Below are 20,975 nucleotides of genomic sequence, written 5' to 3'. Positions count from 1 at the left end.
GGCCCTTCGTCATGCCCTGTCGGCGGTCGCGGTCACCGGCGTGCGGCCGGTGGCCGGCCCCGGGCCTCAGACCGTCGCGGTCAGACCGTCGCGGTCTCCTCCGGCTCCGGAGAGCCGGACTCCAGCTCCGTCTCCTCCGCCGCGTCCCGGGCCTCGCGCTGCGAGGGGATCTCGTCGGACAGCCGGGTGGCCATCCGGGCCCGGCGCTGGTCGGCCTTGTCGCACAGGTCCTGCGTGGCCTGGTTGAAGCGCACCAGCGACGGCGGGTCGGACGGGCCGAGCAGATGCACCTTCAGCTCGGCGCGGGCGGCCGCGAGGGTGTCCTTACCGGGGTCGCGGACCGCCTCCAGCAGCCCGGGTACGCCCTCGGCGCCGGGCGTCAGGATCGTGGCGGCGCGCACCGTCGGGAAGCCCGCCCGGAACTCCTCCTCCGACATCCCGCTGGTGTTCGCCACCGCGTACGGCTTCTCGCTCGTCAGGTAGTCCGAGACCACGCTGGAGACATCGCTGATCAGCACGTCGGCCTGGTTGAAGCAGGAGAAGATCCCCGGACGCGGGCCGGTGACGATCTGGTGCTCCCAGACCGGCAACGAGGCCCAGTACGCGCTCTCCCAGGCGGCCGTGGCCGCGGCGACGGCCGCCGCGCGGTCGCCGTCCGGGGCGCCCTGGAGCTTCATGCGCTCGACCTCGTCCGCACTGGGGCGGAAGGAGGTGCTGGTGAGCCGGTTCAGCTCGTCGGCGCGCCGGGTCAGCTCGGCGGCGGCCTCCGGGCCGGGGCGGGCACCGGTGCGCTTGCCGTTCGCTTCGGCGATCATCGCCCGGATGCGCTCGTCGGCGCGGCCCGCGCGCGGGTCGACGGAGCCGGTCATCGGATGCGGCTTGTAGAGCAGCCGCACCTTGGGGTCGGCGAGCAGCCGGCGGACGATGTTCTCACCGGCCAGGATCACCGAGGTGTTGCCGGGGTTCCCGTCCCAGCCCTCCCAGGTCGGCGCGTACAGCACGGTGGTGAAGTGCTCGTCACCGGCTCCGCCGAGGGCACCCGTGGGCACGCCCGCGTAGGGACGGATGGGGGCCAGCTGGGGCCGGCCGACCTCCACGACGTCCTTGTCCTCGACGCCGATGTCGGCGAGCTGGTAGCGCTCGCGCGCCGCCGGGCCCGCGACCCACACCTCGTCGTACGCCTTGGCGTACGGGTTGCAGCTGGAGAGCTTGTCGCTCTCGCCGTGGTTGATGAACGCGTGCTTGATCGAGGGGATGCGCAGCACCTGCGAGGTCTTGCCGGAGTTCGCCGGGTGCAGCAGCACCTTGAGCGTCGAGTGCTCCAGCCGCATCAGATGCGCGACCTTGGGGAGGCAGACGATCGGCACGTCCGTCGCCTCGATCTTCTGCACCATGAACCGCTCACGGAGCACGATGATCGGCTTGCCGTCGAGCGCGGAGAGCGTGGAGAGCCACATGTTGGCCTGGTACGCCGAGGTGGTGCCGCCGGAGAAGTACATGCCCACGGTCGGCTTGTAGTCCGCCAGCCACTTGTCCAGCCACTTCAGGGCCGCGGCCTCGTTCGCCACGCGCTTGCGCGGCAGCACCCAGGTGGCGAGGTGGGCCGTGCCGCCGATGCCGACCAGCAGCGCGATCGCCAGGCCGGCACCGCCCCAGACGGCGTTCTTGGTGGCGGCCGTGATCAGCAGACCGGCGGTGACCGGCACCGCCAGACGCAGCAGCCGGCGCCCGTGCTGGCGGGCGAACAGCCGCGGCGGGGCGTCGCTCAGCCGCAGCGCGGACGCGTCGATGTTGCGCGTGACGAACGGCAGCTGCCGGCTCCGGCGGACCAGGACGGCCGCCGCCTGGCAGGCGAAGTGCACCAGGTAGAACAGCAGCAGCCCGACGGTGAGCGGCGCCTGCTCGTGCAGGGGATTGATGCCCTCGATGCGCAGCAGCCCGACCATGATGAGCATGTCGCGGAACAGCTGGCGCACCGTGACGTCCAGGCGGATCTTGCCCAGCAGCGACAGCAGACCTGGCTGCTTGTGCTGAAGGAAGAGATCGAGCGCGAGACCGCACGCCGAGGCGGCGATGAAAAGCGGTACGTTCGGAAGCACGGCGCCGACGAGCTGTGTGGCGAAGAACACGAGCATCGCGAGCAGCGCCGTCAGCTGTACGACCCGACGTGGGGCGATTCCGGCAGAGGGCACGGGGTGGGCTCCTGGCAGGAGAGCGACGGACTGATGGGGGGACCCCTGACCGTATGCCGACGTCCCGCCCGGTGACAATCCGCGGCGGTGCCAACCGGTCGCAATCGGTGTCAATGGTGTCACCGCCCGGTGTCCGGAGGCGCTCACGGCGGCCCGTAAGGCGGTGTCCGGGGGCTGAAATGCCACGGCGGGCGAGGTCCCGGCTGTCGTAGATTGCCCACTTGTCATGATGAGTGTGCAGGGCATGCGTTTCTTCGGGACGTGTGGTGAGCCGGGGACGAGCAAAGGGAGCGGTGTGGCGGAGCAGGACGGGTCGGCGGTGCGGGACGAGGTGGCCGCCGCCCGCAGGATCGTGGTCAAGATCGGTTCGTCCTCCCTCACCACGGCGGCGGGGGGCCTGGACGCGGACCGCGTGGACGCGCTGGTCGACGTGCTCATCAAGGTGCTCGACGGTGGCGGTACGGGCCTGCGCGGCAAGGATGGCGACGGTAAGGGCGGCGCGAACGGCAAGGAGATAGTCCTGGTCTCCTCCGGCGCCATCGCCGCCGGGCTGGCGCCGCTGGGCCTGGACCGCCGCCCCCGCGACCTCGCCCGCCAGCAGGCCGCCGCGAGCGTCGGACAGGGGCTCCTGGTGGCCCGCTACACCGCCTCCTTCGCGCGCTACGGACGCCGGGTCGGCCAGGTGCTGCTCACCACGGACGACACCAGCCGCCGCGCCCACTACCGCAACGCCACCCGCACCCTGGACCAGCTGCTGGCCATGGGCGCGCTGCCGATCGTCAACGAGAACGACACGGTGGCCACGGACGAGATCCGGTTCGGCGACAACGACCGGCTCGCGGCCCTGGTCGCCCATCTCGTTCGGGCGGATCTGCTGGTGCTGCTCTCCGACGTGGACGGCCTGTACGACGGGGACCCCAGGACTCCCGGTGCCTCCCGGATCGACGAGGTCCGGGGCCCCGAGGACCTGAAGGGCGTCTCCATCGGCAGCGCGGGCCGCTCCGGGGTGGGCACCGGAGGCATGGTGACCAAGGTCGAGGCGGCCCGGATCGCCGCCGCGGCCGGCGTCCCGGTGGTGCTCACCTCCGCCGGCCGAGCCGGTGACGCCCTGCTCGGCCGCCGTACGGGCACGTTCTTCCACCGCACCGGCCGCCGCTCCGCGAACCGGCTGCTGTGGCTCGCCCACGCCTCCGCGCCGCGTGGCGCCCTCACCCTGGACGACGGGGCGGTACGGGCCGTCGTGGAGCGCCGCACTTCGCTGCTGCCGGCCGGGATCGCGGCCGTGGAGGGGGACTTCACCGCCGGTGACCCGGTCGAGCTGAGGGACACCGCGGGCCACCCGGTGGCCCGCGGCCTGGTGAACTTCGACGCCAAGGAGATTCCGCAGCTGATCGGCCGCTCCACCCGGGACCTGGCGCGTGAGCTCGGCCCGGCCTACGAGCGCGAGGTGGTCCACCGTGACGACCTCGTGGTCCTGGACTGAGCCCCCGCACGGCCGGACCGGGGCTCCGTTGAACCGGGCTTGAGAACCGGGCTTCCGAAAAACCTCAAAAGCACCCCGCGAGCGGGCCTGGGCTGGTCAACTTTGTTCAACGGGGTCGCGCGGGCAGCGCGCCCGCTGTGGGAGACGCGGCGGCGACCGAGCGGAATGCCGCGACCACGGCACACCGTCCCGAGTGCTCCGCCCGCGCGTGAGCGGAGCAGCGAGTTACAGGAGGCCGCCGGTGAGACGAGGGCGCCCGGGGGCGTCGCCCAGAGGGGCGGCGGAGCGCACCCTGACCAGTGTCGGAGCGGGCGGCGGGGCCGGTGACGCCACGGCGCGCGGCGCCGGACGCGGCGAGGCGACCCGGCTGTGGCACATCACCCTCAGCGTCTCGGGGGACGAGGCGCCGCTGCGGGAGGTCCGCAGGGCCCTGGAGCAGCTGGCCCATGACCATCCCTTCCTGCTGACCAGCCGCTATGCCAACGACCACGCCGAGATCCGCTACTGGGAAGAGGCCCGTGATCTGCACGACGCCGCGGCGGTCGCGCTGCGGCTGTGGGGTGAGCACCGGACCTCGGCCAGGCTGCCGCCCTGGGAGATCGTGGGGCTCGAGGTCATCGACCGTGACACGTACCACCAGCGGGTCGCGGAGGGGTACGGGCCCCCGCCGGCCTCCCCGGTGGGCGTACACCCGTTCTGAGGACGGATGTGCGCCATCGAGATGTGAGAACGCCATCTCGAACTGCGGAATAGCGCGTGGCTCCCGGCCCGTGGCTCAGTACGCTTCGGACATGACCAGCGCACCCACGTCGCCGCTCACCGACCCCTGGCCGAAGTCCCCGGTCCTCCAGGCCGCCTACCGGGCCCGCGCCGCGGCCGCCGATCTCGCCCCGCTGCCGCGCGCCGCCAAGGACGACGCGCTGCTGGCGATGGCCGACGCGCTCGAGGTGCGCACCAAGGAGATCGTCGAGGCCAACGCGGCCGATGTGGAGCGGGCCCGGGAGGCCGGCACCAGCGAGGCCATCATCGACCGGCTGACCCTCACCCCCGAGCGGGTGCGGGCCATCGCCTCCGATGTCCGCGATGTCATCGCGCTGCCCGACCCGGTCGGCGAGGTGGTGCGCGGCTCGACGCTGCCCAACGGGATCGACCTGCGCCAGGTGCGGGTTCCGCTCGGTGTCGTCGGGATCATCTACGAGGCCCGGCCGAATGTGACGGTGGACGCCGCCGCGCTCTGCCTGAAGTCGGGCAACGCGGTGCTGCTGCGTGGCTCCTCGTCCGCGTCCCATTCCAACGCCGCGCTGGTGAGGGTCCTGCGCGACGCCGTCGGCGGGGCCGGGCTGCCCGCGGACGCCGTGCAGCTGGTGCCGGGCGAGAGCCGGGACTCGGTGCGCGAGCTGATGCGCGCCCGCGGCCTGGTGGACGTGCTGATCCCGCGCGGCGGCGCGTCCCTCATCCGTACGGTCGTCGAGGAGTCCACGGTCCCGGTCATCGAGACCGGCACCGGCAACTGCCATGTGTACGTGGACGCCGACGCCGACCTCGACATGGCGGTCGAGATCCTGGTGAACTCCAAGGCCCAGCGGCCGAGCGTGTGCAACGCGGCGGAGACGCTGCTGGTGCACCAGGACATCGCCGCGCGCTTCCTGCCGCGCGCGCTGGACGCGCTGGCCGAGGCCGGGGTCACGGTCCACGCCGACGAGCGCGTCCTGGCGCTCGCGGAGAGCTCCAAGGCCACGGTGGTCCCGGCGGTGGTCGAGGACTGGGAGACCGAGTACCTCTCGTACGACATCGCGGCGGCCGTCGTGGACTCCCTGGAGGCCGCGGTGGGCCACATCCGCCTGTGGTCCTCCGGGCACACCGAGGCCATCGTCACGTCGTCCCAGAAGGCCGCCCGCCGCTTCACCCAGCTGGTGGACTCCACCACGGTCGCCGTGAACGCCTCCACGCGGTTCACCGACGGCGGGCAGTTCGGCTTCGGCGCCGAGATCGGCATCTCCACCCAGAAGCTGCACGCCCGGGGACCCATGGCCCTGCCCGAGCTGACCTCGACGAAGTACATCGTCACCGGCGACGGCCACACCCGCTGACTCACCCGTTCGGGGGATGCCCGACACCCGGCGGCGCCGGGGCGGATCTTCCCCCGAATACCCTTTCACCCTGCCCAAAATGACCCGTCCGGTCTACTCTGAATGGGTGCCGGACGACGTGGGGGGCAAGCCGTTCCCGAACGGCGACGAGCCCGACGACCGCAGCCACGGTGAGGCGAACGACGAATTCGCCGCCGTGGTCTTCGACGAGGACTTCGTACGGGCCGCCCCGATCCATGAGCCCACCGCCATCGAGCGGATGCTGGCCGCCGCCGAGGCCCGCGCCGAGGCCGAGGCGTCCCGGCGCCACAGGGCCGGCGTATCCCCCGAGGACGAGCTCTTCGAGGACGGCTACGGCCCGGAGACCGAGTTCTACGGCCCGGACGACCCCGACGGGCGCTTCGGCCCCGGGCGGGACGCGGACGACGCCTACGGCCCCTATGGGCGGTACGGCAGCGCGGGGCGTCCTTACCGCGGCCATGCCCGCTGGCACCGCCCCGTGGCCTGGCTGCTGGCCGTCCTCATGGGCATCGGCGTGGTCGCCCTGGCCTTCACGGCCGTCTACCGGGGCGCCTCGGGCAACCGCCAGGACCCCGCGCCGCCGCCCGCCACCACCGGTGTCGACGGCTCGCCCACGGGACAGCCGCGCCTGGAGCCCTCGGGGTCGGAGTCGGCCCCGGAGCCGACCGGGGCCAAGGGGTCGCCCGCCTCCGCCGTACCGCCGTCTCAGTGACCTCCGTGCAGGTCGCGGACGCGGCGCGGGGTATGGGGGGTTTCCTCGGTTTCCTCCCCTCCCGGCTGCCAAGTCGTGGAGTACCACCGCGTTTACCGCCGCCCCGGGCGACCTACTCTTGAGATATGGCCGGGCGTGGAGACCCTCCCGAGGGGACACCCGATGGCGTCCCGGGAGGTGGTGAGGACGAGTACCGCTCCGTCGTATTCGACGAGTCCTTCGTCCGTGCTGCCCGGCTCCAGGAATTCTCCGCCCAGGAGCGCATGGGTGAGCACGCACGGGCGGTGCGCAGCCGGCACGCCTGGGCCAGGGCCGGGGCGTCGCGCCAGGCCATCGCGCTCGTCCTGCTGATCGCCGTCGCCTTCGCCGCGGCCGTCTACATGGGGGTGCGCCACCCGTACCAGGCGCCCCAGCCGCAGGCCGTGGAACCGCTGCGCACCAGCGTGGTGCCGCTCGCGCCGCGTGGTGAGGTGCCCGGCGGGACGCCGGACCGGCTGTTCCGCAACAGCCCGGCCGCCGAGTTCCGCACCGGCGCCGAAGGGGTCACCGTGCCCGGCGCCCGCCGCACCCGGAACTTCTCCGAGAGCCAGGTGATGACGGCGCTGACCACCGCCAAGGAGTACGTGGTCAGGTCCGCCCTCGACCCGGGTGTGCTCACCGGCGGCCCGGTGCGGGCCGTAAGGCTGCTGCTGGACCCCGCCCAGCAGACGCAGTTCGACCAGAGCCTCGAACGCCCGGTCGACGACGGACGGCACGCGGCCACCGGCTGGCTGACCCGCTTCAACCCGGCCGAGGTGACTCTCGCCGACTCCCCGGTGCGGGTCCGCGGCACCCTTACGGTCCTCGAGCGCAGCCCCGCGACCCTGGAGGTCGCCGCCGACCACGTCTTCGTCTACGCGGTCCAACAGGCCCATGAGCGCGGACCGGACCACGCCTCGCTGTTCACCGTGCGCCGTGAGACGCGGTTCCGCTTCGACCGTGACGATCTGCGCGACCGCCACGTGGAGCTGGTGCAGAGCGCCGTACTGGCCGGCCCGCAGGCCTGTGCCGCGAACGCCGCAGGGTATCTGCGGCCGATGCTCGCCGGTCAGAGCGCCAAGGGCGACGCCCCGACCGGCACCGACCCGTACACCAGGGGCCGGACCACGGTCTCGCTGTGCGGCGTCCTGGCTCCCGGAACCCAGCCCGCCCTCGACGGGCGGTCCTGAGGGCCGCCAGGGGCCGTCTCAGCGCTTCGGCGGAGTGTCCCCGGGCCCGTCGTCCCCCGGCCGCTCCTCCGGCCCGTCCTCGGGCCGCCGGTCCGAGGAGGCGTCCTGGGACTCGTCCCGGGGCGGCGTGCGGTCCTCCGGGGCCTGCCCGCCCTGCTTGCCTCCGCCGCCGGTGAACCGGTCGCGCAGCTTGCTGCCCAGGTCGCCGGCGCCGCCCGCCACGTCCCTGACGAAGGCGAGCAGCGGGTCCTTGCTGCTGCGGACCGACTCCGCGTAGTGGTTCGCGGACTCCCGGAAGGACTCGCTGACCGAGGTGTCCTTGTCCTCGTCGCGCCGCGGGTAGTGACCGTCCATGAGCCGCTGGTAGTCGCGGGTCGCGGCCCACTTCTTGAGCTCGGCGGCGCGCACGGTGGTGAACGGGTGGCTGCGCGGCAGCATGTTCATGATCTTGAGGACGGAGTCCCGCAGATCGCCGCTCGACTCGTACTCCTCCGCCTGCTCCAGGAAGGCGTCCACGTTCATCTCATGGAGGTGGTGGCCGCCCGCGAGCTTCATCAGCCCGCGCATCGAGGCCCGCAGATCCTGTCCGACCAGCAGCCCCGCCCGGTCCGCCGACAACTCGGACTTGCGGAACCACTCCCGCAGCGCCGTCACCAGCGCCAGCACCGCCACGTTGCCGAGCGGGATCCAGGCGACCTTCAGCGCGAGGTTGGTGAGGAACAGCAGTATCGTCCGGTAGACCGAGTGCCCGGACAGCGCATGGCCCACCTCATGGCCGATGACCGCCCGCATCTCCTCCTCGTCGAGCAGCTCGACCAGACCGGTGGAGATCACGATGATCGGCGCGTCCATGCCGATGCACATCGCGGTCGGCTGCGGGCTCTGGGTCACGTACATGGCCGGGACCCGCTCCAGGTCCAGGATGTAGCAGGCGTCCCGCAGCATGTCGTGGAGATGGGCGAACTGCCGCTCGCTGACCCGCACCGAATCGGACAGGTAGAGCAGCCGCAGACTCCGCTCGGGCAGCAGACCGCTCATCGCCTTGAACACCGTGTCGAAGCCGGTCAGCTTGCGCAGCGCGACCAGCGCGGAGCGGTCCGCCGGATGTTCGTACGCCCGCGAGGAGATCCCCGGGAACCGCCGCCGGCTCCGGCCGGGCACGTGCTCCCGGGCGTCCCCCGCCCCGTTTCCGCCACCGGTCTCGTGAGTGTCGCTCATCTGGCCCCCTCGTCCGATTACCCGCTCGACGGGACGCCCGGTCCGGGCCCCTCGTCCGGCGGCCCCCAGCCTAGGCCCTGGGCGGCCGGGGGTTAGCGTGGAGACATGCCCGATATGACTGGCCTCGCCGAAGCCCTCGCCGCCACCTCCCACAGCAACGACGGCCCGGGAGCGCTGCTGCGCATCGTCATCGTGGTCGGCGTCGTGGGTGCCGCCCTGCTCGCCTGGTTCCTGCTGCGCGGGTACAAGCAGGACTGACGCCGGGGCCGGCCGCGGCCCCGGAGCGCGGGACAGGGCTCGAAGCAGGACGGACATCAGGACCGAAAACCGCCTCGCATACGATGTGGCCGACGTGTTGTGACGCCTAGACCCGGATAGGTATTGCCTGCGATGACCGCTTTCAGCACCGCACATGCTGCCCTGACCACGCTCGCGGCCGAGGGCGGTGAGCACACCGACACCCACCCCAGCATCAGCCCCTTCATGACCGGCGGTGCGGCCCTGGTGATCCTCTTCCTGCTGCTGTGGATCACCACGCGCTTCAACCGGGACCGCTGATCGGGCGATCGCCCCTATGGGCCCCGGCTCCGGGCCGGGCCCAGTAGGGTCTGCACGCATGGAAGAGCAGCAAGGGTCCGGCAAGCGGCGACTCGGCGTGATGGGCGGGACCTTCGACCCGATCCACCACGGTCACCTGGTCGCGGCGAGCGAGGTGGCCTCGCAGTTCCACCTCGACGAGGTGGTGTTCGTGCCGACCGGTCAGCCCTGGCAGAAGAGCCACAAGAAGGTCTCACCGGCCGAGGACCGCTATCTGATGACGGTCATCGCGACCGCCTCGAACCCGCAGTTCTCGGTCAGCCGCATCGACATCGACCGCGGTGGCCCCACGTACACCACCGACACGCTCCGGGAACTACGCGCGCTCAACGGTGACGCCGATCTGTTCTTCATCACCGGGGCCGACGCCCTCGCCCAGATCCTCACCTGGCGCGACGCCGAAGAACTCTTCTCGCTGGCCCACTTCATCGGGGTGACCAGACCCGGGCACATACTGGCCGATCCGGGACTCCCGGAGGGCGGGGTGTCGCTGGTCGAGGTCCCGGCGCTGGCGATCTCGTCATCGGACTGCCGGGCGCGGGTCGCCCATGGCGATCCCGTCTGGTACCTGGTGCCGGACGGCGTGGTGCGTTACATCGACAAGCGCGAGCTGTACCGGCACGACTGCTGAAGGGGTAGCGGTGAACGACCGGCAGGACTCGTACGACCCGTACGCACACGACCCGTACGCACAGGATCCGTACGGCCAGGAGCCGCAGATCTACGGCTATGACGCCTATGGGCGTCCGGTGTACCAGCCGCAGGCGGCACAGCAGCAGAGTTACGACCCGTATGCCCAGCAGCAGCCCCAGTACGGGCAGCAACAGCACGACGGGCACGACGGGTACGGCTACGACCCCTATGCCCAGCCGGAGCACCACCAACAGCAGCACCAGCAGTCCCAGCAGCAGTACACCCAGACGCACGGTTACGACCCGTACGCTCCCCAGCAACAGCAACAGCAACAGCAACAGCAACAGCAACAGCAACAGCAACAGGGCTACGGCTACGACTACCCGCCGGCCGCCGCCCCGGCCGTCCCCCCGCAGCGCGAGCCCAACCCCTATGAGGAGCTGAGCCCGGAGCAGCTGGGCGCCGGGGCCGAGACGCCCCAGGCGGAGGAGTCGCGGCCAGCTGGGCCGAAGCGGACCGGGGATTCCGATGAGGGGGAGTACCGCACCGAGCAGTTCTCCTTCGTCGAGGAGCAGAACGAGGACTCCGACGACGTCATCGACTGGCTGAAGTTCGCCGAGACCCGCTCCGAGCGCCGTGACGAGCGCCGCCGTAAGGGTCGCAACCGCCTCGTCGCGCTCGTGGTGGTCCTGGTCCTCGCCGTCGCGGGCGGGGTCGGCTACCTCTGGTACGCGGGCAAGCTCCCGGGACTGTCCGGCGGCTCCGGGGACCAGGCGGCCGCGGGCGGTCCGCAGAAGCGCGATGTGATCGTCGTCCATCTGCGCGAGACCAAGGGCGGGCGCACCTCCACGGCCCTGCTGGTGGACAACGAGACCACCCAGAAGGGCACCACCGTCCTGCTGCCGAACTCGCTGGCCGTCGCCACCGAGGACGGTGCCTCCACCACGCTCGGCAAGTCGGTGACCGACGAGGGCTCCGACTCCACCCGGGACTCCCTGAGCACCCTGCTGGGCTCGAAGATCCAGGGCACCTGGCGGCTGGACACGCCGTATCTGGAGAACCTCGTCGAGCTGGTCGGCGGGATCACCCTCGATACCGACGCGACCGTCCCCAGCTCGGAAAAGGGCGAGGACCCGCTGGTCAAGCGGGGCAAGGACCAGATCCTGGGCGGCCAGGCGGCCGTGGCGTACGCCACCTACCGGGCGTCCGGCGAGGCGCAGACCAAGCAGCTCGCGCGGTTCGGGCAGGTCATGCACGCGGCGCTGAAGAAGGTCTCCAGCGATGCGGAGGGCGCCACCAGCACCGTGGAGTCGCTGGCCCAGATCCCCGACCCCTCGCTGTCCGAGCAGCAGCTCGGGGCGTCGCTGGCCAAACTGGCCGAGCGGGCCAAGAGCGGCGCGTACGACACCGCGATGCTGCCGGTCCAGTCGGACGGGACGCTCAGCAGCCAGGCGACCGACCGGGTGGTCAAGGACATCCTCGGCGGCACGGTCAAGAACACCGACAACACCACCGGCCCCAGGGTCAGCGTGACCAACGCCGGAGGCCCCGAGGACGCGTCGAGCGCCGCGCGGGTGGCGCTGGTCAACGGCGGCTTCACGGTCGTCGCGGCCACCGAGAGCGGCGGTACGCCGCAGTCGGCCTCGCGGGTGACCTACGCGGACACCGCGCAGGCGGAGCAGGCCAAGGAGGTCGCCAAGACGCTCGGGCTGCCCGCGACCGCGGTGCGGAAGGGCAAGGGCGCGGCCAACGCGGACATCACGGTCCTCCTCGGCCCGGACTACGACGCCACGGGCTGAGCCGTTCACCTCGGGCACCCCGGGCGGCCGCTCCTCGGCCGCCCGGGGTGACGGTGGGGCGTGAGACCCTGGGGGGAGCCAGACCTTCGAGGTACCACCGACCGAAAGCCTTGCCTGTGACCGCCACGGACCGCTCCCTCGAGCTCATCAACGCCGCCGCCCAGGCGGCCGCCGACAAGCTCGCCCACGACATCATCGCGTACGACGTCAGTGATGTGCTCTCCATCACCGACGCCTTCCTGCTGGCCTCGGCGCCCAACGACCGTCAGGTCAAGTCGATCGTCGACGAGATCGAGGAGCGGCTGAACAAGGACCTGGGCGCCAAGCCGGTGCGCCGCGAGGGCGACCGTGAGGCCCGCTGGGTGCTGCTGGACTACGTGGACATCGTGGTGCACGTCCAGCACAGCGAGGAGCGGGTGTTCTACGCCCTGGAGCGGCTCTGGAAGGACTGCCCGCAGCTGGAGCTCCCGGCCGACGCCGAGGCCACCCGCGGCAAGGCGCAGGAGTACGCGCGGTCGCAGGCCGCGGCGGACGGCGGCGCGGGCGGTGAGCTGAGCTGAACGGCACCTCGAGCGGCCGCGGCCGCCGCATCGTCCTGTGGCGCCACGGCCAGACGGCCTGGAACATAGAGCGCCGTTTCCAGGGCTCCCTGGACATAGAGCTCACCGACACGGGTGTCGCGCAGGCGCACCGTGCGGCCCGGCTGCTGGCCGCCCTGAAGCCGGACGCGATCATCGCCTCCGACCTGAAGCGGGCGGCGGCCACGGCCGCCGAGCTGTCCACCGTCACGGGGCTGTCGGTCACGCATGACGCGGGACTGCGGGAGACCTATGCGGGCGCGTGGCAGGGGCTGACCCACGAGGAGATCATCGAGCGCTTCGGCGAGGAGTACGCGGCGTGGAAGCGCGGTGAGCCGGTCCGCCGCGGCGGCGGTGAGCTGGAGGCCGAGGTCGCCGACCGGGCGGCCCCGGTGGTGCTGGAGAGCGCCGACAAGCTGCCGGACGACGGCACGCTCGTGGTGGTCAGCCACGGCGGCACCATCCGCACCACCATCGGCCGGCTGCTCGGTCTGGAGCCCAGGAACTGGGAGGCGCTGGGCGGTCTGTCCAACTGCTGCTGGTCCGTTCTGGGCGAGGGTGTGCGGGGCTGGCGGCTGCTGGAGCACAACGCCGGTTCGCTGCCCGAACCGGTCCTCGGCGACGACGACTGAGCCGATTTCCTTTTCCGGCAGGTCACCGGCTATGCTCCTACTCGTTCGAAGCGCTCCGGCGCAGAGAAGAGCGGGGCTATAGCTCAGTTGGTAGAGCGCCTGCATGGCATGCAGGAGGTCAGGAGTTCAATTCTCCTTAGCTCCACAGATCCACGATCCCGTCTCCCTTCGAGGGAGGCGGGATCGCTGCGTTCTGCGCGCTTTCGGTCCGCCCCTCGGATCCGCCGCACCTGAGACTCTCCAGCCGGTTCGGCTACGGCCTACGTCCCTATGGACACGCGGATGTTGGTAGCCGTAAGGCGGCAGGACGCGCCGGACGCGGCGGAGTTCGGGTGCCGGCGGCTCAACTGCGCGGCACATTGGTGAGTCTGGTGAGATTCCAGTGGGGAATCTCCGCTGACCTGCGCGTCGTCCCGTGGCAGAATCGGACACCCGGAGGGGGACGGGGCCGATACGTCCGATGGGGAGGGCAGGTGGGATGCCGACGAGCATCCTCGATGCGATCGAGGACCCGTCCCGCGCGGCACCGGCGGACATGGTGTGCCCGTCCTGCGGCTCCGCGCACGTGGCCCAGGTCCTCGGTGACAACGGCGGTGTTTCCTACGTGTGTACGGCCTGCGGACATAGCTGGAGCTGAGTGAGATGGGAGCCCACAGCCGGAAGTGCGACTGGTGCGGCACCGGCACACCGATCGTCCGCGACATGGAGCCGCTCAACTCCGACTACCAGTACTGGTGTGCGGAGTGCGCGCGGGCGCTGATCATCCGGGGCGATCCCATCGAGACCTACCGCGAGCTCGAAGGGGAGCCGATCTACGGTCGGCTGCTCGACGAGCACTGCACGCTGAAGCGTTTCTATTCGTTCGCCACGGCGTAACCGGGGCCTCGCTCCCAGCCTCCGGGGAATCGATTTGGCGGAAGGCCGGGGCATCCGTGTAATGTAGGCGTCGCCGCCGGGGAAACCGGGCGGAGCAAGACCTGGGGCTATAGCTCAGTTGGTAGAGCGCCTGCATGGCATGCAGGAGGTCAGGAGTTCAATTCTCCTTAGCTCCACATCACAGAGGCGGGTCGTCCGACAAGGACGGCCCGCCTCTGGCGTTGCGTGACGGAGGCCACCTCCGTGCGGGCCGTCGGTGCCCTGCGGTAACCTGGCCCCATGCGTGCCGTACGCCTTCTGCTTAGCGGGCCGCGCTGATCAGCACCGACCGAGAACAGCTCCGGTCGGCATCAGCGCGGCATCCCCTCCTGTGCGAGGGGCCTTTTTGTTTCGGAAGCGAGAGGGATCCGCTGCGTTGCCGCAGGCAGAGACGACCGATGGAGCTTTGAGGACCATGAGCGAGACCAATGCCGCGGCCGAGGTGGCCGCGCCGCACCGCTACACGGCCGCCCTGGCCGCCGACATCGAAGCCCGGTGGCAGGACTTCTGGGACGCGAACGGCACGTATGAGGCGTCCAACCCGAGTGGAGACCTGGCCGGCGACCCCGAGGCCGCCGCCCGGCCCAAAAAGTTCGTCATGGACATGTTCCCGTACCCCTCGGGCGCGGGACTGCACGTGGGCCATCCGCTGGGCTACATCGCCACCGATGTGTACGCCCGCTACCACCGCATGACGGGCCACAACGTCCTGCACACCCTGGGCTTCGACGCCTTCGGCCTGCCCGCCGAGCAGTACGCGGTGCAGACCGGCACCCACCCCCGGGTCAGCACCGAGGCCAACATCGACAACATGCGGCGGCAGCTGCGCCGCCTGGGCCTGGGCCACGACCGGCGCCGCTCCTTCGCGACGATCGAGCCGGAGTACTACAAGTGGACCCAGTGGATCTTCCTCCAGATCTTCAATTCCTGGTACGACCCGGAGGCGAAGCGGGCGCGTCCCATCGACACCCTGGTCGAGCAGTTCGCCTCCGGTGAGCGCACGACCCCCGACGGCCGCCCCTGGGCCGAGCTGACCGAGGCCGAGCGCGCCGATGTGCTGGGCCAGTACCGCCTGGCCTACGCCTCGGACGCGCCCGTCAACTGGTGTCCCGGCCTGGGCACCGTGCTGGCCAACGAGGAGGTCACCGCCGACGGCCGCTCCGAGCGCGGCAACTTCCCGGTCTTCAAGGCCAAGCTGCGCCAGTGGAACATGCGGATCACCGCCTACGGGGACCGGCTGCTGGAGGACCTGGAGGCGCTGGACTGGCCCGAGGCGATCAAGCTCCAGCAGCGCAACTGGATCGGCCGCAGCGAGGGTGCCCGGGTGGACTTCCCCGTCGCCGGCCACTCCGACGCGAAGATCACGGTCTTCACCACCCGCCAGGACACCCTGTTCGGCGCGACCTACATGGTGCTGGCGCCCGAGCACGACCTGGTCGACGCCGTCGTTCCGGCCGCCTGGCCGGAGGGCACCCACGACGTGTGGACCGGCGGGCACGCCACCCCGGCCCAGGCCGTCGACGCCTACCGCAAGCAGGCCGCGGCCAAGTCGGACGTCGAGCGGCAGGCCGAGGTCAAGGAGAAGACCGGCGTCTTCACCGGCGCGTACGCGGTCAACCCGGTCAGCGGCGAGCAGGTCCCGGTCTTCATCGCCGACTACGTCCTGATGGGCTACGGCACCGGCGCGATCATGGCCGTCCCGGCGCACGACAGCCGTGACTTCGCCTTCGCCCGCACCTTCGAGCTGCCGATGCGCTGCGTCGTCCAGCCGTCGGACGACCGCGGCACCGACCCGTCGACCTGGGACGACGCGTTCGCCTCGTACGATGCCGAGATCGTCAACTCGGCGGGTGAGGGCATCACCCTGGACGGGCTGGGCGTCGTCGAGGCCAAGGCGCGCATCACCGAGTGGCTGGAGGCCCGCTCCATCGGCGAGGGCACCGTCAACTACCGGCTGCGCGACTGGCTGTTCAGCCGTCAGCGCTACTGGGGCGAGCCCTTCCCCATCGTCTACGACGAGGACGGCGTGGCCCACGCGCTGCCCGAGTCGATGCTGCCCCTGGAGCTGCCCGAGGTCGAGGACTACTCGCCGCGCACCTTCGACCCCGACGACGCCGACACCTCCCCGGAGACCCCGCTGTCCCGGAACGAGGACTGGGTCAACGTGGTGCTGGACCTGGGCGACGGCCGTGGCCCGCGCCCGTACCGCCGCGAGACCAACACCATGCCCCAGTGGGCCGGGTCGTGCTGGTACGAGCTGCGCTACCTGGACCCGCACAACGAGAACCGGCTGGTCGACCCGGACATCGAGCGTTTCTGGATGGGACCGGCCGAGGACCGGCCGCACGGCGGCGTCGACCTGTACGTCGGTGGCGCCGAGCACGCCGTACTGCACCTGCTGTACGCCCGCTTCTGGTCCAAGGTGCTGTTCGACCTGGGGCACATCTCCTCGGCCGAGCCGTTCCACAAGCTGTACAACCAGGGCATGATCCAGGCGTACGTCTACCGGGACCGCCGCGGCATCGCCGTCCCGGCCGCCGAGGTCGAGGAGCGCGACGGAGCGTACTGGTACCAGGGCGAGAAGGTCACCCGTCAGCTGGGCAAGATGGGCAAGTCCCTGAAGAACGCCGTCACGCCGGACGAGATCTGCGCCGACTACGGGGCCGACACCCTGCGCCTGTACGAGATGGCCATGGGCCCGCTGGACGTCTCGCGGCCCTGGGACACCCGGGCCGTGGTCGGCCAGTACCGGCTGCTCCAGCGGCTGTGGCGCAATGTCGTCGACGAGGCCACCGGAGAGGTCACCGTCGTCGGCACCGAGCCCGACGAGGCGACGCTGCGCGCCCTGCACAAGGCGATCGACGGCGTCCGGCAGGACATGGAGGGCCTGCGCTTCAACACCGCCATCGCCAAGATCACCGAGCTGAACAACCACGTCACCAAGGTGCGCGAGGTGCCCCGCTCGGTGGCCGAGGGCCTGGTGCTGCTGATCGCGCCGCTGGCCCCGCACATCGCCGAGGAGCTGTGGCGCAAGCTGGGCCACTCCACGTCGGTCGTCCACGAGCCCTTCCCGGTCGCCGACCCGGCGTATGTCGTGGACGAGACCGTCACCTGCGTGGTGCAGGTCAAGGGCAAGGTCAAGGCCCGGCTGGAGGTCGCGCCCTCGGTCTCGGACGAGGAGCTGGAGGCGCTGGCGCTGGGCGACCCGGCGGTCGTGGCGGCGCTGAACGGCGCGGGCATCCGTAAGGTGATCGTACGGGCGCCGAAGCTGGTCAACATCGTTCCGGCCTGATAGCTGGCCAGGATCGCTCCGGCCTGATGGCGGGTCCGGGTCCGTTCGGCCTGATGGCGGGTCCGGATGGCTCCGGCCCGTTCGGCCTGGTGGCGGGTCCGGATCGTGCCGGCCTGATAGCGCGTCGTGGGTCCCACTCGCGGGCGGGTTGGGGGTTCGTCAGGAACCCCCGGCCCGCCCGGCGCGTTTACGCTGGGAGGACGACCGCCACCGTGCCGTGACCGCCGCCCCAAGGAGCGCACATGGAAGCCATCTGGATCCTGTTGTCGCTTTTCGTCCTGATCATGCTGCTGGGGGTCTACGCGGCCGTTCGAACGGTCCGAGCGGCCAAGCGCGGCATCGACCGCACGGTGCACCAGGCCCGCCGCACGGTGGAGGAGACCAGACTCCGGGCCCGGCAGCTCGCCCAGCCGGGTGCGGCCGGCGAGCTCGCCCAGCTGCGGCTCTCCCTGCGCGGCTCGATGCGCGCCACCGAGCAAGCGCTCCAGGCGGCCGCCCCGCAAGACCGGTCGCTGTCGGAGTCGTTGGGCCTGTTGCGGCGGCTGAGCGCCCATGCGCAGGACCTGGAAGCGGATCTGAAGCGGCTGGAGCAGGAGCCCGACAAGACCCGGATCGCGGCCCTGCTGCCCGAGCTGCGGCAGCGCACCGGGCGGATCACCCACTCCGCCGACTCGCTGCGCTGGGCGGTGCAGGAGCGGACACAGCGGTTGGCACACGACGATCTGGACACGCTGGGCCAAGAGATCGAGATGGAGGCCGGGGCGCTGCGGCACTGGACGACGGCGGATGCGGAGCAGCCGTGGGCCGCGGCGAGGGAGGAGCCTGGGGCGGGCCCGCGGACGGGGTCCGGGGCGGACCGGGAGCCGGCGTCACCCCCGTCCCCCTCCTCGCCCTCGCCTTCGCCCTCGCTCGGGGCGGCGTCACGGACGGAGCCCCACTCGTGGCAGCAGCCTTGGCAGAAGCCTCGGCGGGAGCCTCGGCAGGAGCCCTGGCAGGAGTCCACCCGTCCCGAGAACACGGCCTGAGACCGGGAACACGGCCGGAGAACGGGACCTGAGCCACGTCTGAACAGGGCATGATCCGTAAGGCAATTGATCATCCGCTGGGGTCGCGCGGTCAGCGAGCCCCGTCCCCCGATAACCTCCCAGTCATGTCCCGCCATGTCGCGATCGTGACCGATTCCACGGCTTACTTGCCGCCGGATGCGATGGAGCGGCATCGCATCACCTCCGTGCCGTTGACGGTGGTGCTCGGCGACCGGGCCCTGGAGGAAGGCACCGAGATCTCGGCCCGGTCCCTCGCGCAGGCGTTGCAGAAGCGCAAGCCGGTGACGACGTCCCGGCCCAGTCCGGAGATGTTCGCGGCCGCCTACCGGGCCGCCGCCGAGGCGGGCGCGACGGGCATCGTCTCCCTGCATCTGTCGGCCGAGTTCTCCGGTACCTACGACGCGGCGGCGCTCGCGGCACAGGACGCGCCCGTACCGGTGCGGGTGGTGGACAGCGGAATGGTCGCGATGGCACTCGGCTTCTGCGCGCTGGCGGCGGCCGAGGTGGCGGAGGGCGGCGGCACGCTGGACGAGGCGGTGGCGGCGGCGGAGAAGCGGGCCGATGGCACCGCCGCCTACTTCTACGTCGACACCCTTGACTATCTGCGGCGCGGCGGCCGCATCGGCGCGGCCCAGGCGCTGCTCGGCTCGGCGCTCGCGGTGAAACCGCTGCTCCAGCTCGACGAGGGGCGGATCGAGCTGCGGGAGAAGGTCCGCACCGCCTCGAAGGCCATCGCCCGGCTCGAGGAGATCGTGGTGGAGCGGGCGGGCCGCAGCCCGGTGGACATCGCGGTGCAGCATCTGGCGGCGGGCGAACGGGCGACGGCGCTCGCGGAGCGGCTGCGGGAGCGGGTGCCGGGGCTGGAGGAGCTGTATGTGAGCGAGGTCGGCGCGGTGATCGGGGCGCACACCGGACCGGGGCTGCTGGGGGCGGTGGTCTCTCCGCGGTAGCGGAGGGTGGGCGGTGCCGGACGATGCATGGCGGTTCCGGACGATGTTTGGCGGTGCGGCTCACCCGACAGGGTGACGAACTTGTCCACAATCTGAGGGTTGTCCACGGGAATTGAGGGCGATCGGCGCGATCGGCCGCGGGTGTCTACCGTCGGGTGACATGAGGTCACGATCACGCACGGTAACCGAAGGGCCGGGGCGCGGCCGCCATCGCGACGGCGGGGCGGGCCGTCGGCCAGGCCCGCCGTCCGGCGGCGCTGGCCCGTCCCGGGCCGGGAGCCGCCTCGGTGGCGCCCACCGCCATGCCCGCCCGACCGCAGCTTCACGCGCCACGCGCCCCTCACGGGCCACTCGCGCGGCGGCGCTCTTCGCCACGTCGTCGGCACCCCCGGTCGCGGTCGGGTCCCTCGCCCTGGGCAGCCGGGACGGCCCGACGGGCGTCGCGGAGATCCGGGACGGGAAGCCCCCGGCCAGGGACCTTCCGGCGAGGGACCTTCCGGCCAGGGATCTTCCGGCCAAGGACCTCCTGGCCGAGGACCTTCCGGCCAACGAGCGCCCGGTCAAGGACGCCCTGGCCGAGGGCCTCCCGGCCAAGGGCATGCCGACCGAGGGCGAGGGCATGCCGACCGAGGGTGTGGCGGAGGTACGGAAGGACGAGCCGCCCGGGGACGGTCCGTTGCGCCGCCGCGACCGGGCAGGACTGGCCCTGCGGGAGCGGCTGCCGGTGTGGCTCCAGGTCCGCTGCGGTATGGAGCTCAGGACGGTCGCCGCGCTGGCCGTCGCCCTGCTCACCGCGGTGGCCTTCGCGGCCTACCACTTCTGGACCGGCCGTCCCCAGACCGTGCGGGCACCGGATCCGGAGCCCCCGCGTGCCGCGTCCTCCGCACCCGGTCCGACATCCGGCGGCCGGCCCGCCCCTTCCGGGGACGGTCGGGCGGTCGTGGTGGATGTGACGGGCAAGGTCCGCCGTCCGGGGCTGCGGAAGCTGCCGTCCGGGGCGAGGGTCGCCGACGCCCTCGAAGCGGCGGGTGGGGTACGGCCGGGCACCGACCTGAGCGGGCTGAACCGGGCCCGGCCGCTGGTGGACGGGGAGCAGATCGTGGTCGGCGCCCCCGCGGGCGGACCGCCGGCGCCGGGCGCGGCCGCCGATCCGGCCGCCGGTGTGCCGAGCGCACCGAACGGGGCGGGCCCGCTGAACGGCGCGAGTGCGCCGAACGCACCGGCCGGACCAGGAGCGCCCGGCGGCTCGGTCAGCCTCAACTCCGCGACCGCCGAACAGCTCGACACCCTCCCGGGAGTTGGCCCCGTGCTGGCCCGGCACATCATCGACTACCGCACCCAGCACGGAGGTTTCCGCTCCATCGACGAACTTCGCGAGGTGAACGGCATCGGTGAGCGCCGGTTCGCCGATCTGCGCCCGCTGGTCCGGCCATGACGGCCACGGAGCCGACGCGGACCCGCATCCCGGTCCACGCGACGGCCGCGTCCCCGCGCGGTGCCTCACAGCCACGCCAGGAAGGCCCGCCCGACCTCCGCCTCGTACCACCGGCCCTGGCCGCCTGGGCCGCTGCGGCCCTCGCCCTGGACGCACCGGCTCCTATGGTGGCCC

Annotated in this window: 19 protein-coding genes and 2 tRNA genes; 19 read left to right on the top strand and 2 right to left on the bottom strand. The window is 71.7% G+C overall.

What is annotated here, in order from left to right; genetic code table 11:
- Nucleotides 1–80 precede the first annotated feature (80 nt).
- On the bottom strand, nucleotides 81–2,192 hold the full coding sequence (locus N6H00_RS14040; RefSeq protein ID WP_268972005.1) for a hypothetical protein: 2,112 nt from the start codon (nucleotides 2,190–2,192) through the stop codon (nucleotides 81–83).
- A gap of 331 nt (nucleotides 2,193–2,523) precedes the next feature.
- Here N6H00_RS14040 and proB point away from each other — a divergent pair, with 331 nt between their 5' ends.
- The 5 genes from proB (at nucleotide 2,524) to N6H00_RS14015 (ending at nucleotide 7,706) form a co-directional block, all read left to right on the top strand.
- Nucleotides 2,524–3,675 carry a glutamate 5-kinase gene (proB, locus tag N6H00_RS14035; protein ID WP_268976957.1) on the top strand — a complete coding sequence of 384 codons (1,152 nt, stop codon included), beginning with the start codon at nucleotides 2,524–2,526 and terminating at the stop codon, nucleotides 3,673–3,675.
- 241 nt (nucleotides 3,676–3,916) lie between these two features.
- Nucleotides 3,917–4,375 (top strand): hypothetical protein, encoded by a 459-nt coding sequence (locus N6H00_RS14030; RefSeq protein ID WP_268972004.1) that lies wholly within the window; start codon nucleotides 3,917–3,919, stop codon nucleotides 4,373–4,375.
- A gap of 91 nt (nucleotides 4,376–4,466) precedes the next feature.
- Complete coding sequence (locus N6H00_RS14025) at nucleotides 4,467–5,765, top strand: glutamate-5-semialdehyde dehydrogenase (RefSeq protein ID WP_268972003.1); 1,299 nt, start codon at nucleotides 4,467–4,469, stop codon at nucleotides 5,763–5,765.
- A 106-nt stretch (nucleotides 5,766–5,871) separates the two neighbouring features.
- Complete coding sequence (locus tag N6H00_RS14020) at nucleotides 5,872–6,498, top strand: SCO2584 family spore wall biosynthesis protein (protein ID WP_268972002.1); 627 nt, start codon at nucleotides 5,872–5,874, stop codon at nucleotides 6,496–6,498.
- A 125-nt stretch (nucleotides 6,499–6,623) separates the two neighbouring features.
- Nucleotides 6,624–7,706 carry an SCO2583 family membrane protein gene (locus N6H00_RS14015; RefSeq protein WP_268972000.1) on the top strand — a complete coding sequence of 361 codons (1,083 nt, stop codon included), beginning with the start codon at nucleotides 6,624–6,626 and terminating at the stop codon, nucleotides 7,704–7,706.
- An 18-nt stretch (nucleotides 7,707–7,724) separates the two neighbouring features.
- Here the strand turns inward: N6H00_RS14015 and N6H00_RS14010 are convergent, their stop codons facing one another.
- Nucleotides 7,725–8,924 carry a M48 family metallopeptidase gene (locus N6H00_RS14010; RefSeq protein WP_268971998.1) on the bottom strand — a complete coding sequence of 400 codons (1,200 nt, stop codon included), beginning with the start codon at nucleotides 8,922–8,924 and terminating at the stop codon, nucleotides 7,725–7,727.
- A gap of 105 nt (nucleotides 8,925–9,029) precedes the next feature.
- Here N6H00_RS14010 and N6H00_RS14005 point away from each other — a divergent pair, with 105 nt between their 5' ends.
- From N6H00_RS14005 to N6H00_RS13940, 14 genes are all read left to right on the top strand, one after another.
- Nucleotides 9,030–9,182 (top strand): hypothetical protein, encoded by a 153-nt coding sequence (locus N6H00_RS14005; RefSeq protein ID WP_268977295.1) that lies wholly within the window; start codon nucleotides 9,030–9,032, stop codon nucleotides 9,180–9,182.
- Nucleotides 9,183–9,314: 132 nt separating this feature from the next.
- Nucleotides 9,315–9,482, top strand: a complete 168-nt coding sequence (locus tag N6H00_RS14000; protein WP_268971997.1) for a hypothetical protein — start codon at nucleotides 9,315–9,317, stop codon at nucleotides 9,480–9,482.
- A 58-nt stretch (nucleotides 9,483–9,540) separates the two neighbouring features.
- Nucleotides 9,541–10,152, top strand: a complete 612-nt coding sequence (gene nadD, locus N6H00_RS13995; protein ID WP_268971995.1) for a nicotinate-nucleotide adenylyltransferase — start codon at nucleotides 9,541–9,543, stop codon at nucleotides 10,150–10,152.
- A gap of 10 nt (nucleotides 10,153–10,162) precedes the next feature.
- Nucleotides 10,163–11,953, top strand: a complete 1,791-nt coding sequence (locus tag N6H00_RS13990; protein ID WP_268971993.1) for an LCP family protein — start codon at nucleotides 10,163–10,165, stop codon at nucleotides 11,951–11,953.
- 116 nt (nucleotides 11,954–12,069) lie between these two features.
- Nucleotides 12,070–12,513 carry a ribosome silencing factor gene (rsfS, locus tag N6H00_RS13985; RefSeq protein ID WP_268971992.1) on the top strand — a complete coding sequence of 148 codons (444 nt, stop codon included), beginning with the start codon at nucleotides 12,070–12,072 and terminating at the stop codon, nucleotides 12,511–12,513.
- Nucleotides 12,510–13,163 (top strand): histidine phosphatase family protein, encoded by a 654-nt coding sequence (locus N6H00_RS13980; RefSeq protein WP_268976956.1) that lies wholly within the window; start codon nucleotides 12,510–12,512, stop codon nucleotides 13,161–13,163. Before rsfS ends, N6H00_RS13980 begins: the two co-directional genes overlap by 4 nt.
- A 72-nt stretch (nucleotides 13,164–13,235) precedes the next feature.
- Nucleotides 13,236–13,308, top strand: a tRNA-Ala gene (locus N6H00_RS13975).
- Between the two features lie 333 nt (nucleotides 13,309–13,641).
- Entirely contained in the window at nucleotides 13,642–13,800 is a 159-nt protein-coding gene (locus N6H00_RS13970) for a hypothetical protein (RefSeq protein ID WP_268971991.1), read from the top strand.
- Nucleotides 13,801–13,805: 5 nt separating this feature from the next.
- Complete coding sequence (locus tag N6H00_RS13965; protein ID WP_030835565.1) at nucleotides 13,806–14,039, top strand: hypothetical protein; 234 nt, start codon at nucleotides 13,806–13,808, stop codon at nucleotides 14,037–14,039.
- A gap of 103 nt (nucleotides 14,040–14,142) precedes the next feature.
- Nucleotides 14,143–14,215: transfer RNA gene (locus N6H00_RS13960), tRNA-Ala, on the top strand.
- Between the two features lie 278 nt (nucleotides 14,216–14,493).
- On the top strand, nucleotides 14,494–17,370 hold the full coding sequence (gene leuS, locus N6H00_RS13955) for a leucine--tRNA ligase (protein ID WP_268971990.1): 2,877 nt from the start codon (nucleotides 14,494–14,496) through the stop codon (nucleotides 17,368–17,370).
- 242 nt (nucleotides 17,371–17,612) lie between these two features.
- Nucleotides 17,613–18,395, top strand: coding sequence for a hypothetical protein (locus tag N6H00_RS13950; RefSeq protein WP_268971989.1), 783 nt, complete (start codon nucleotides 17,613–17,615; stop codon nucleotides 18,393–18,395).
- A 125-nt stretch (nucleotides 18,396–18,520) separates the two neighbouring features.
- Nucleotides 18,521–19,366: a DegV family protein gene (locus tag N6H00_RS13945; protein WP_268971988.1), complete on the top strand. Its 846-nt coding sequence runs from the start codon at nucleotides 18,521–18,523 to the stop codon at nucleotides 19,364–19,366.
- Between the two features lie 160 nt (nucleotides 19,367–19,526).
- A complete protein-coding gene (locus tag N6H00_RS13940) occupies nucleotides 19,527–20,801 on the top strand; it encodes a ComEA family DNA-binding protein (protein ID WP_268971987.1) in 1,275 nt (424 codons plus the stop codon).
- Nucleotides 20,802–20,975 lie beyond the last annotated feature (174 nt).

The organism is Streptomyces sp. S465 (assembly GCF_026898115.1).
Lineage (GTDB): Bacteria > Actinomycetota > Actinomycetes > Streptomycetales > Streptomycetaceae > Streptomyces > Streptomyces luomodiensis.
This window is presented reverse-complemented; position numbering and strand designations above follow the sequence as displayed.